The following is a 13,915-nucleotide window of genomic DNA, read 5'->3' on the forward strand; positions in this document are numbered from 1 at the left end:
CCTCACCAGAGCTTGCGGTGCGTCGGCTGTGCCTTCTCATCGGCGAGCCCGGCTTCGAGCTCCTCGATCTGGTTCTGCGCGAGGTCGAGGAGGGGGAAGTCGGAGGGCGTGTGGCCGCCGGCGGCGGGATCGGCGGTGTGGGCGGCCAAGCCGCCCAGCAGGTCCAGCCATGCCTGGCCCAGTCGCTCCGCCGCGGCTTCGTCCAGCACGGCGGCGGGCCAGCTCAGCGTAAGCGTCAGCTCCGGGCCTTCGGGAGTGTCCACGATGGCCGCGGCCGCTTCGAGAGCGTGCTCGCAGGGCATGCCGGGATCGGCCGAGCCGCCGATGGCCGTGTCACCGGCCGGCTGCCAGGGGCCGACCGGGCCCCGGCGGCTGCCGGCGGTGAAACGCCCCAGGTAGTTGAAGCCGATCTGCGGGCCGGGGAGGGCCGCGAGCACCGGTCCGGTACCGGCGTTGAGATGGCGCAGCAGCCCGTGGCCGAGTCCGTCGCCGGGCACCGCCCGCACCTGTTCCTTGGCGGCCTTCAGCAGCGCGCCGGCCGCGGGGCCGCCCGCGGCCGCACCGGCGAGGTCCACGCCGGCGGCGTCGAGCCGGACCGGGTGCGTACTGGTGAACCATCCCACCGTGCGGGACAGGTCGGTGCCCTCGACCGGTTCCCGGCCGTGGCCCTCCACCTCCACCAGGAGGGCGGTGCCGCCGTCCTGCCGGGTCCGTGCCACGGCGCCCGCCAGTCCGGCCAGCAGTACCTCGTGCACCCCGCAGTGGAACGCGGCCGGGGTGCGGCCGGCCAGGATGGCGGCATCCCGCGCGGGGACCGTCCAGGACCGGCGGCGCAGGGTCTCCGCGGTGTCCCGGGCCGGGTCGAGTGCGCGGGTGAACGGCAGTGGGTCCGGATCGCCCAGCAGGGCCGTCCACGCCGGGAGTTCGGCGACCCGGCCGGGGTCGCCGGCCTGGGCGGCCAGCAGGTTCGCCCACCGCCGGAAGGAGGTTCCGACGGGGTCGAGCACCGGTTCGCGTCCTGCCGCCGCGGCCTCGCAGGCCATGGCCAGGTCCGGTACCAGCACCCGCCAGGACACCCCGTCGACGGCCAGGTGGTGGACGACGAGGACCAGCCGCCCGGTCCTTCCGGGCCCGGCGTCGACCCAGACAGCTTGCAGCAGTACGCCCGCGCGGGGGTCGAGCCGTTCCACGGCCTCCCGCGCGGCGCGGCCGGCGACAGCGTCCAGCGAGCCGTCGTCCGCGCCGCCGGCGTCCACCCGCGTGACCAGGTCCGCGGGGTCGGCCGTGCCGGGCTCGCCGGCCACGAGAAGCGGCTCCCCGTCGTCGCCGGTCTCCACCCGGGCCCGCAGCATGTCGTGGCGGTCGAGGACGGCGGCCAGGCCGGCCGTCAGCACGTCGCGTCCCAGGCCGCCCGGTGCGCCGACCACCGCCCACTGCGCGAACCGCGGCCGGAGGGCGCGTTCGCCGAGTGCCAGCATGACGGGGGTCCGGGGCACCTCGCCGGTGCCGACGTCCTCCACGTCCTCCGCGGCGGCGCCGGCCGGTCCGGCCACGGCGGCCAGCCGTTCGGGCGTCTTCTCCTCGAAGACCTGCCGGGGCGTCACCACGTAGCCGGCGCGCCGGGCGCGGGACGCGAGCTGCATCGAGGAGATGGAGTCGCCGCCCAGTTCGAAGAAGCTGTCGTCGGCCCCGGCCCGCTCCAGCCCCAGCACCTCGGCGAACAGGCCACAGAACACCGTCTCGGCCGCCGTCCGCGGCTCCCGTCCGGAGACCTTCCCGTCGTAGTCGGGGGCCGGCAGCGCCCGGCGGTCCACCTTGCCGTTCGCGGTGAGCGGCAGCCGGTCCAGCGGTACGAACACCGACGGCACCATGGGGTCCGGAAGGCGCTCAGCGGTGAACTCGCGCAGCGCGCCGAGCAGTTCCTCGACAGGCCGCGCCTCGGCGGGGCCGTCGCCCGGCCGGGGCGGGGCCGGGACGACATAGGCGACGAGGCGGTCGCCGCCGGGGCCGTCCCGGCGCGCCACGACCACGGCCCCGGCGACCCCGGGATGCGCGGACAGCACCGCCTCGACCTCTCCCGGTTCGATCCGGTGGCCGCGCACCTTGACCTGGGTGTCGGCGCGGCCGGTGAAGACGAGTTGGCCGTCCCCGGTCCAGCGCGCCAGGTCACCGGTGCGGTACATCCGCTCCCCGGGGACGAACGGGCAGGCGACGAACCGCTCCGCCGTCAGGTCCGGGCGCCCCCGGTAACCGCGGGCCAGTCCGGGGCCGGTGACGTACAGCTCGCCCACCGCCCCCGGCGGTACGGGTTGCAGGAAGCCGTCGAGGACGTAGGCCCGCGTGTTCGCCATCGGGCGTCCGACCGGCACCTCGTCACCGCCGGGTGACAGCGGCGCGCTCATCGCCGCGCACACCGTCACCTCGGTGGGGCCGTACGCGTTCACCATCCGCCGCCCGGCGGACCAGCGGTCCGTCAGGGCCGCCGGGCAGGCCTCGCCGGCGACCACCAGGGTCTCCAGACCCGCGGGCAGTTCCTCCTCCGTGGCCAGCACGCTCGGCGGAACCGTCACATGGGTGGCCCCCGTCGCGCGCAGCGCCTCGCCGAGCGGCACCTGCGGCGGCAGACCCTCCGGGCCGGTCAGGACCAGTGCGGCGCCGGACAGCAGCGCCATGCAGAGTTCGGAGACGGCGGCGTCGAAGCTCGGCGAGGCGAACTGGAGCACCCGGGAGCCGGGTTCCACCGCGAACCGCTCGATCTGTGCCCGGGCCAGGTTGCCCAGTCCCCGGTGGGACACCACCACACCCTTCGGCACACCGGTCGATCCGGAGGTGTGGATGACGTAGGCGGCGTTGCGGACGTCCAGCGGCGCGCGGCGCTCCCCGTCCGTCAGCGGGCCGGGCGGGCAGGCGGCGACGGCCTCGGCGGTCTCCGGGTCGTCCAGGACGACCAGCCGGCCCGGGAAGTCCGGCGGTACCGCCTCCCGGGTCTCCCGGGTGCACACCACCGCCGCCGGCTCCGTGTCGCGGAACACGAACGCGAGGCGCTCGGCGGGGTGGGCCGGGTCCACCGGTACGAAGACCCCGCCGGCCGCGGACACCGCCAGCACGGACGTCACCAGCGCCGCGGACCTCGGCACCATGACGGCCACCGCGTCCTCCGGGCCGACACCCGCACGGATCAGGTGGCGGGCCAGCCGGCCCGTACCGGCCTCCAGCTCGCCGTAGGTCAGCGTCCGCTCGCCGTCCGCCACGGCCACCGCGTCCCGCGACCGCTCCGCCTGCCGGCGGAACAGCTCCGGCAGCGGCGCGGCGGCGGCCGGCACCGCGGTCCGGTTCCAGGTGTCCAGTATGAGCGCGCGCTGCTCCGGCGCCAGTACGCCGACCCGCGCCACGGGCGCGGAGGGGTCCGCGGCCATCTGCTCCAGGACCCGGGCGAGCGAGGCCACCAGGTCCTCGGCCCAGGCGCGCGGGAACACGTCGGGCCGGTAGACGAGTTCGCCGCGCATCCGCTCGCCGGGCACCGCGATCAGCGTCAGCGGGTAGTGACCGGTGTCCTCGGGCTTGCCGCCGGGCCGGATGGTCAGCGTGCCGGGTGAGGGCTCCCGGAGAGCCGGGCGGGGGTAGTTCTCGTACACCACGAGCGTGTCGAAGACGGCACCCGGACCGGCGAGCCGGCGGATCTCGGGGAGACCGACGTGCTGATGGGACATCAGCGCGACCTGCCGGTCCCGCAGGCCGGTGAGCATCGCGGCGACGGACTCCTCCCCCGCCGGGTTGACCCGCACCGGCAGGGTGTTGAGGAACAGGCCGACCATGGACTCCACGCGCGGCAGTTCCTCGGGCCGCCCCGCCGCGGTCGCACCGAACACCACGTCCGTCCGGCCCGCCAGCCGCGCCAGCAGCAGCGCCCACGCGCCCTGGACCACCGTGTTGACGGTCAGCCCGTGGGCGCGTGTCAGGGCGTCCACGGCGCGGGTGAGGTCCTCCGGGAACGCGAACGGGACGCGGTCCGGCACCGCCGGGGCCAGGGCCGCGTCCCCGGGCACGGCCAGCGTCGGCTCGTCCAGGCCGGCGAACTCCGCGCGCCACGCCTTCCGGGCCGCCTCCTTGTCCTGCCGCTCCAGCCAGGCGAGGTACTCCCGGTACGAGGTCGCCGGCGGCAGGGCCCGGTCGCCGTCGCCGCCCGCCTCGTACAGCGCGGACAGCTCACCGATGATCACCGGCAGGGACCAGCCGTCCGTGACGATGTGATGGCTGGTGACGACCTGGACGTGCCGGTCCCGGCCGAGCCGGACCAGCAGCAGGCGCAGCAGCGGTGCCCGGGTGACGTCGAGCCGCCGGGCCCGCTCCTCCCGGACCAGCCGGTCCAGTTCCGCCCGCGCCTCGTCCTCCGGCAGCCCGGAGAGGTCGGCCTCGTGCCAGGGAAGTTCCACCTCCCCCGCGATGACCTGCACGGCCTCACCGGACTCCAGGCGGTGGAAGCTCGCCCGCAGCACCGGGTGCCGGTCCGTCAGCGTCCGCCACGCGGACCGCAGCCGGTCCGCGTCGAGCGGCCCGTCCAGGGCCAGGACGCGCTGCCCCTCGTAGAGGTCCGGGCCGCGGTCGTCGAAGGCGGCGTGGAAGAGCAGTCCTTCCTGCAGCGGGGAGAGCGGCCAGACGTCCGCCAGGCCCGGCACCTCGGCCTCCAGCCGCTCCACACTCTCCCGGGTGAGATCCACGAGCGGGAAGTCGGAGGGGGTGTGGCCGCCCGCGGCGGGGTCGGCGGTGTGCGCGGCCAGGCCGGCGAGCAGGTCCAGCCAGAGCCGGCCCAGCCGGTCCGCCTCCGTCTCGTCGAGCACCTGTCCCGGCCAGCTCAGCGTCAGGGTCAGCTCCGGTCCCCCGGCGGTGTCCAGGACGGCCGCGCCCACTTCCAGCGCGTGCCGGGCGGGCATGTCCGGGTCGACGGAGCCGCCGATCGCCGCGTCACCGGCCATCTGCCAGGCGGAGACCGCGGTGTCCCCGCCGGTCCGCGGTCCGGCGGCGAACCGCCCCAGGTAGTTGAACGCGATCTGCGGCCCGGGCAGTGCCGCCAGGGCGGGCCCGGTGCCGGGGTTGAGGTGGCGCAGCAGCCCGTGGCCGAGTCCGTCGCCGGGCACCGCCCGGAGCTGCTCCTTGACGGTCTTCAGCAGCCCGCCGGCCGCGGCACCGCCGGTGAGCACGGCGTCCAAGTCGACGCCCGCCGGGTCCAGACGGGCCGGGTGGGTACTGGTGAACCAGCCCACGGTGCGGGACAGGTCCGCCCCGCCGGCCGGTTCGCGGCCGTGCCCCTCGATGTCGAACAGCGTCGCGGAGCCGGTGTCCGGGCGCCAGCGGGCGACCGCTCCGGCCAGGGCGGCCAGCAGCACCTCGCGCACCCCGCAGTGGAAGGCCGCCGGCACCCGGCCGGCCAGCATCCCGGCCTGTTCCGCGGGCACCGTCCAGGAGCTGCGGCGCACGGTCGCGGCGGTGTCCCGCGCCGGGTCCAGGGCGCGCCGCCCGAGTGGGGCTGCGGCCTCGCCGAGCAGAGCGGTCCAGGCGTCCAGTTCGGCGGTCCGCTCCTCCGAGACCGCCTGCTCGGCGAGGAGGCCGGCCCATCGGCGGAACGGTGTTTCCACCGGGTCGAGCGACGGCTCGCGCCCGGCCGCCACGGCCTCGTACGCTGCTTCGAGGTCGGGCAGCAGGATGCGCCAGGAGACGCCGTCGACGACAAGGTGATGTGCCGCCAGGACGAGCCGGCCGGTGCGGTCGGGGCCGGCGTCCACCCACACCACCCGGAACACCGTGCCTGCCGTGGGGTCGAGCCCGTCCGCGGCCTCCCGCGCGGCGCGGCCCGCGATGCCGTCCAGGTCGCCGTCCGCCGCCCCGGTGGCGTCCACCCGGCCGATCCGTTCGGCCGCGTCCACCGAGCCGCGCTCGCCGACGGCCAGCACGCGCTCCGTTCCGTCCCCGCTCACCCGGGCCCGCAGCATGTCGTGCGTGTCCAGCACGGCGCCGACGGCGGCCACGAGGGCGTCGCGCCGCAGTCCGGCCGGTGCCCCGACGATCGCCCACTGCGCGAGGCCGGGCCGGGCGGCCCGGTCGCCGAGTTCGCGCATCACCGGTGTCCAGGGCACCTCACCGGCGCCCGTGCCCGTGTCCGCGCCGGGTGCGGAGGCTTCCCGGGCCGCGCTGTGGGCGACGGCGGCCAGGCCGGCGGGGGTCTCGTGCTCGAAGACGTCCTGGGCCTTGAAGAGCAGGTCCGCGCGGCGGGCGCGGGCGGCCAGCTGCATCGACATGATCGAGTCGCCGCCGAGCGAGAAGAAACTGTCCTCGACGCCGACCCGCTCCACACCCAGCACCTCGGCGAACAGCCGGCACAGCGTCTCCTCCGCCACCGTCCGCGGCTCACGGCCGGAGGCGGCGCCCTCGAACTCCGGGGCGGGGAGCGCCTTGCGGTCCACCTTGCCGTTCTCCGTGACCGGAAGCGCCTCCAGGACGAGGACGGCGGCCGGGACCATGTACTCCGGCAGCACCGCGGCGGCCTGCTCGCGCACGGCCTGCGGGTCCACGCCCTCGGGCCCCTCGGGCACCGCGTAGCCGACCAGGCGGCGCTCACCCGGACGGTCCTCCCGGGCCACCACCACCGCCTGGGCGACAGCGGGGTGGGTGGCCAGGGCCGCCTCCACCTCGCCGAGTTCGACCCGGTAGCCCCGGATCTTCACCTGCTCGTCCGCGCGGCCGGCGAAGAGGAGTTCCCCGTCCTCGGTCCAGCGGACCAGGTCGCCGGTGCGGTACATCCGCTCACCGGGGAGGAACGGGCAGGCCACGAACCGCTCGGCCGTCGGGCCCGGACCGTCCCAGTAGCCGCGCGCCAACCCCGCACCGGCTACGTACAGTTCACCGGTCACGCCCGGCGGGACCGGCTGCAGGAAGGCGTCCAGCACGAACACCCGCCGCCCCGGCAGCGGACGGCCGATCGGCAACACCTCCCCCAGCACATCCCCGGGACCCAGCTCGTGCCAGGTCGCGCAGAGCGTGGTCTCCGTCGGCCCGTACAAATGACGGACGGACACCTCCGGGCACGCCTCCCGCACCCGCGCCACCGCCCCCGGCGGCACCACGTCACCACCGGTCAGCACCTGACGCAGACCCCGGAAACACTCCGGGGACTCCTCCGCCAGCACCCGGAACGAACCAGCCGTCACATGCAACGCGGTCACACCGCCGGCTATGTGCTCACGCACCTGCTGGGCCTCGACCGCGCCCGGTTCGGCGACCACCACCCGCGCACCCGCGGCCAGGGGCACCCACACCTCGAACAGCGAGGCGTCGAACGCGTGCGGGGCGTGCATCAGCACCGCGTCATCGCACCCGACCGACCACTCCCGCTCACCGACCAGCGCCGCCACACCACCATGCGGCACCGCCACCCCCTTCGGCACCCCCGTCGAACCCGACGTATACATCACATACGCCACATCCCCGGCACCCACGGGAACGCCGGGCCAGGGCTCCCGGGCGGTGACCCCCGCCGCCACCGACGCAGAGTCCAGCACCACCACCGGGGCGGCGGTGTCCGCCGGAACCGCACCCCGCGTCGCCTCCGTGCACAGCACCACCACCGGAGCGGCATCGGCCAGCACGAACGCCACCCGCTCCACCGGAGAACCCGCGTCCACCGGCACATACGCCGCACCGGCCCTCCACACCGCCAGCAGTGTCACCAGCAGGTCCGCAGACCGCTCCATCACCACCGCGACACGCTCACCACGCCCCACACCCAGCGAGGAGAGATACGCCGCGAGGCGCCCCGCCCCGTCGTCCAACTCGCCGTAGGACAAGGACCGTTCGCCATCGACAACGGCCACCGCGTCCGGCGCCGTCCGCGCCCGCACCGCGACCAGCTCCGGCACCGACAGCCCCGGCGGCCGGCCGGCCGAGGCGCTCCAGCCCTCGACGGTCCGGCCGCGCTCGACCGGGTCCACCACGTCCAGCCGTCCCAGCGGCACCGACGGGTCCGCCGCGATCTGCTCCAGTACCCGCACGACGCCCCGTGCGATCCGGGCGGCGCTCTCGTGGCCGAACAGATCCGGCCGGTAGGTGACGTGGACGCGGAGGTGCTCTCCGGGAACGGCCCCCACCGCCAGGGGGTAGTGGGTGCCGGCCAGCGTCTTCAGCTGCCTGATCGCCACTCCGCCGTCCGTTCCGCCGGGGCCGGAGAGCGCGGGCGCGTTCCGCGGGTAGTTCTCGAACATCAGCATCGTGTCGAAGACCGCACCCGGCCCGGCGAGTTGCTGGATCTCCGGCAGCCCGAGGTGCTGGTGCGCGATCAGCGCCGACTGGTGCTCCTGCAGCTCCCGGAGCATGTCCCGCACCGGCTGGGCTCCGTCCAGCCGTACCCGCACGGGCAGCGTGTTGATGAACAGGCCGACCATCGACTCGACGTCGGGCAGTTCGGGCGGCCGTCCGGCGACGGTGCCGCCGAACACCACGTCCGTACGGCCCGTCAGCCGCGCCAGCACCAGCGCCCAGGCGCCCTGCACCAGGGTGTTCACCGTCAGCCCGTGGGCGCGTGCCCGCCCGGTCAGCGCCCGGGTGCTCTCCGCGGACAGCTCCGCGGAGCTCACGACCGGCACCACGGGGGCCCGGCCCGGGTCCGCCGGGGCCACCAGTACCGGTTCGGCGACCCCGGACAGTTCCGCACGCCACGCGGCCCGGGCCGCCTCCTTGTCCTGCCCCGCCAGCCAGGCCAGGTAGTCCCGGTAGGAGGCGGCCGGCCGCAGGGCGGGGTCCGTGCCTCCGCCCGCCGCGTACAGCGCGGACACCTCGTTGAGGACGACCGGCATCGACCAGCCGTCGATCAGGATGTGGTGGCTGGTGATGGCCAGCCGGTACCGGTTCCCGGCGAGCCGGACGAGCAGCAGCCGCAGCAGCGGCGGCTTCGCCAGGTCGAAGCGCTCCGCCAGTTCGTTCGCGGCCAGCCGCTCCGCCTCCGCCAGGGCCTCGGCCTCCGGCAGGCCGGACAGATCGGCCTCGCGCCAGGGCAGTTCCGCCCGCCGGGCGACGACCTGCACCGCCTCGCCGGAGGTCAGGCGGTGGAAGCCCGCCCGCAGGACCGGGTGACGGGCCGGCAGCTCCTCCCAGGCCGCCCGGAGCCGGGCGGTGTCCAGCGGCCCGTCGAGCCCCAGCAGGCGCTGGCTCTGGTAGACGTCCGGCCCCTCCTGGTCGAAGGTGGCGTGGAACAGCATGCCCTCCTGGAGCGGCGACAGCGGCCACACGTCCGCCGGTTCCGGGACGCACGCCTCCAGTTCCGCCACGCCGTCCCGCGTCAGGCCGGCGAGCGGGAAGTCGGACGGGGTGTGCCCACCGGCCTCGGGGCGGGCGGAGTGGGCGGCCAGGCCGCTCAGCATCCGCTGCCAGGAGCGCCCCAGTTCCTCAGCCTCGGACTCGTCCAGAATCCCGGCGGGCCAGCTCAGGGTGAGGGTCAGCTCGGGGCCGCCGGGGGTGTCGCGGACGGCCGCGTTCGCCTCGACGGCGTGCGGGCGGGCAGGCTCGGCTCGGCCGAGCCGCCGATCGCCGTCTCACCGGCCAACTGCCAGGCGGCGACCGGTTCCTCCCGCGGGCCGGCGGCGAACCGGCCGAGATAGTTGAAGCCGATCTGCGCGCCCGGCAGGGCGGCGAGGGCGGGGCCGGCGGTGGGGTTGAGGTGGCGCAGCAGCCCGTGGCCGAGCCCGTCGCCCGGCACCGCGCGCGCCTGCTCCTTGACCGTCTTCAGCAGTTCCCCGGCCGCAGCGCCCCCGGCCGGGACCTCGCCGGTTCCGATGCCGGACACGTCCAGCCGGACCGGGTGGGACCGGGTGAACCAGCCCACCGTGCGGGACAGGTCGGCTCCCTCCAGCGGTTCGCGGCCGTGGCCCTCCACGTCCACCACGAGCCCGGCACCGGTGCCGCCGTCGTACCGGTGTGCGACCGCGCCCGCGAGTCCCGCCAGCAGGACGTCGTGCACCCCGCAGTGGAACGCCTCCGGTGTCCTGCCGGTGAGGACGGCCGCCTCGTGGTGCGGCACCACCCATGACCGGTGGCGCAGGGTCGCCGCGATGTCCCGCGCCGGGTCCAGCGCGCGCCGCCCGACGGGGAGCCGGTCGCCGCCGAGCAGGGCGGCCCAGTCGTCCAGTTCGGCCAGCCGGTCCCCGGAGGCCGCCTGTCCGGCCAGCAGGCCGGCCCACCGCCGGAACGAGGTGCCCACCGGGTCGAGTTCCGGCTTCCGGCCCGCCGCCGCGGCCTCGTACGCGGCCCGCAGATCGGGTAGCAGGATGCGCCAGGAGACGCCGTCGACCACCAGATGGTGGATCACCAGCGCAAGCCGGCCGGTCCGCTCCGGTCCGGCGTCCACCCACACCGCCCGGACCATCACGCCCGCCGAGGGGTCCAGCCGCTCGGCGGCCTCCCGCGCCGCCCGGGCGGCGATCCCGTCCAGCGCGCCGGGTTCCGCTCCGGTGGCGTCCACCCGGCCGACCAGGGCGGCGGCATCGGCGGGCCCGGGTCGGCCGACCGAGAAGCGGGGTTCCCCGCCGTCGAGTACCGCCCGGGCCCGCAGCATGGCGTGATGGTCGAGGAGGGCGGCCAGCCCGGCCGCCAAGGTCTCGGGGTCGAGCCCGGCGGGGGCGCCGACCACCGCCCACTGCGCGAACCGCGGGCGGGCGGCCCGTTCGCCCAGTTCCCGCATCACCGGTGTCCAGGGCGCCTCGCCCGCGCCCGTGTCCCGTGCGTTCCCCCCTCCGCGGCCCGCGGTCCCGGGCCTCCGCGCCACGAGCGCCAGCCGCTCGGGGGTCTTCTCGTCGAACACCTGCCGCGGTGTGAGCACCAGTCCTGCGCGGCGGGCCCGGGCGACGAGCTGCATGGAGGAGATCGAGTCACCGCCCAGCGAGAAGAAGCCGTCCTCGGCACCGACCCGCTCCAGACCCAGGACGTCGGCGAAGAGCCCGCACAGCACGGTCTCGTTCTCCGTCCGGGGCTCCCGTCCGGACACTCGTCCGGCGAAGTCGGGGGCGGGCAGGGCCGCTCGGTCGACCTTGCCGTTACGGGTCACGGGCAGCGCGTCCAGCACCAGCACCACCGCGGGCACCATGTACTCGGGCAGCAGTTCGACGGCGTGCTCGCGCACGGCGTCCCCGGCCGGCTTCTCCGCGTCTCCGTCCGGGACGACGTAGCCGACCAGGCGACGCTCGCCCGGCCGGTCCTCACGGGCCACCACCACGGCCTGGGCGACCGCGGGATGCGTGGCCAGGGCCGCCTCCACCTCGCCCGGCTCCACCCGGGACCCGCGGATCTTGACCTGCGCGTCGACCCGTCCGGCGAAGAGGAGTTCCCCGTCGTCGGTCCAGCGCACCAGGTCGCCGGTGCGGTACATCCGCTCCCCGGGGACGAACGGGCAGGCGACGAACCGCTCGGCGCTCAGAGCCGGCCGGTCCCAGTAGCCCTGCCCCAACCCGGCGCCCGAGACGTAGAGTTCGCCGGTCACGCCCGGCGGGACCGGCTGGAGGAAGGCGTCCAGGACGAACACCTGGCGGCTGGGCAGCGGACGCCCGATGGGCAGCACCGGACCGACGCGCTCCCCGCCCGGCCTCCACACCCGCCAGGTCGCGCACAGTGTCGTCTCCGTGGGGCCGTACAGATGGCGCACGGAGACCTCCGGGCACGCCTCCCGCACCCGCGCCACCGCGGCGACCGGCACCACGTCACCACCGGTCAGCACCTCCCGCAGACCACGGAAGCACTCCGGCGTCTCGGCCGCGAGGACGCGGAACGAACCGGCGGTCAGGTGCACCGCCGTGACACCCCTGTCCGCGATCTCCGCGCGCACCCGCTGGGCGTCCACCACGCCGGGCTCCGCCACGACCACACGGCCTCCGGCGGCGAGCGGCACCCACACTTCGAACAGCGATACGTCGAACGCGTGCGGGGCGTGCATCAGCACCGCGTCACCCGGCCCGACCGACCAGCCGGCTTCGCCGACCAGCGCCGCCACACTGCCGTGCGGCACCGCCACCCCCTTCGGCACCCCCGTCGAGCCGGACGTGTACATCACATACGCCACGTCCCGCAGACCCACCGGGACACACAACGGCACCTCCACGGCGCCCAGTTCGACCGCCACAGCCGGGGCATCCAGTACCAGCACCCGCGCGGCGGTGTCCGCCGGAACCGCACCCCGCGTCGCCTCCGAGCACAGCACCACCACCGGAGCCGCGTCCTCCAGCACGAACGCCACCCGCTCCACCGGAGAACCCGCATCCACCGGCACATACGCCGCACCGGCCCTCCACACCCCGAGCAACGCCACCAGCAGATCCGCAGACCGCTCCATCACCACCGCAACACGCTCACCACGCCCCACACCCAGCGAGGAGAGATACGCCGCGAGGCGCCCCGCCCCGTCCTCCAACTCGCCATAGGACAAGGACCGTTCACCATCGACAACGGCCACCGCACCCGGCGCCGTCCGCACCCGCCCCGCGACCAGCTCCGGCACCGACAGCCCCGGCGGCTCACCCGCCGTCGCACTCCAGCCCTCCAGCACCAGCCCGCGCTCCAGGCCGTCCACCACGCCGATCCGGCCCACCGGTACCGACGGATCCGCGACCATCTGCTCCAGCACCCGCTCCAGCCGCCGGAAGACCGACCCGGCGGTGTCCCGGTCGAAGAGGTCGGGCCGGTAGTCGAGCTTGCAGCGCATGCGGTCGCCGGGCACCACGACCAGCGTGAACGGGTAGTGCGCGGTCTCCCGCCCCTCGGCGAAGCCCAGGGTGAAGGTGTCCGGGGCCGGGGGACCGGCGGGTGGACGCGGATAGTTCTCGTACACGACGAGCGTGTCGAACACCGCCCCGGCACCGGCGAGCTGCTGGACCTCGGACAACCCGAGATGCTGGTGGGCCATCAGCGCCGACTGGCGCTCCTGCAGTGCGGCCAGCATCTCCGCCACCGGCTGCTCCGCGTCGAGCGGCACGCGCACGGGAAGGGTGTTGATGAACAGGCCGACCATCGACTCGACACCCGGTAATTCCGCGGGCCGCCCGGCCACGGTGCCGCCGAAGACGACGTCCGTGCGGCCCGCCAGCCGCGCCAGCACCAGCGCCCAGGCGCCCTGCATCACCGTGTTGACCGTCAGTCCCCGGGCGCGGGCGAACTCCACCAGTCGCCGGCTCAGGTCCTCGGGGAAGTCGGTGATCAGACTCTCCGGGATCACGGGCGTCCTGCCGGGATCGGCCGGTGCCACGAGCGTCGGTTCGTCGGCACCGGCCAGCGCTGCCCGCCACGCCGCCCGCGCCGCCTGCTTGTCCTGGCGTCCCAGCCACGCCAGGTAGTCCCGGTAGGACGCGACCGGGGGGAGGCCGTCCGCGGTCCCGCCCGCCGCGTACACCGTGGACAGTTCCCCGAGCAGCACCGGCATGGACCAGCCGTCCATGAGGACGTGGTGGCTGGTGACGACCAGCCGGTGCCGCTCCTCGCCGGTCCGGATCAGCAGCAGCCGCAGCAGGGGCGCCACCGCGGGGTCGAACCGCTCGGCCCGCTCCTCCGCGGCCAGCCGCTCCATCTCGGCCCGCGCCTCGTCCCCGGCCAGTCCCGAGACATCGGCCTCGCGCCAGGGCAGTTCCACCTCCCGCGCGATGACCTGCACGGCCTCCCCGGACCTGCGCCGGCGGAAGCCCGCCCGCAGCGCCGCGTGCCGGGCCAGCAGCGCCTCCCACGACGCCCGCAGCCTGCCCGCCTCCACCGGGCCGGTCAGATCGAGCATCCGCTGCCCCTGGTAGACGTCGGGCCCCCTGTCGTCGAAGGCGGCGTGGAACAGCAGCCCCTCCTGCAGCGGCGACAGCGGCCACACGTCCTCGACAAGGGATCGGGTCATCGCTTCTCTCCT

The 13,915-nt window shown here is 75.6% G+C and carries 2 protein-coding genes; both read right to left on the reverse strand.

The annotated features are described in order from the left end of the window. Positions 1-2: 2 nt before the first annotated feature. Positions 3-9,407, reverse strand: coding sequence for a non-ribosomal peptide synthetase (locus E4N63_RS02620; RefSeq protein WP_230239784.1), 9,405 nt, complete (start codon positions 9,405-9,407; stop codon positions 3-5). Between the two features lie 74 nt (positions 9,408-9,481). After that, positions 9,482-13,903, reverse strand: coding sequence for a non-ribosomal peptide synthetase (locus E4N63_RS02625; RefSeq protein ID WP_230239785.1), 4,422 nt, complete (start codon positions 13,901-13,903; stop codon positions 9,482-9,484). Between the last annotated feature and the right edge of the window lie 12 nt (positions 13,904-13,915).

The organism is Streptomyces sp. MNU89, from assembly GCF_020982505.1.
Taxonomy (GTDB): domain Bacteria; phylum Actinomycetota; class Actinomycetes; order Streptomycetales; family Streptomycetaceae; genus Streptomyces; species Streptomyces xinghaiensis.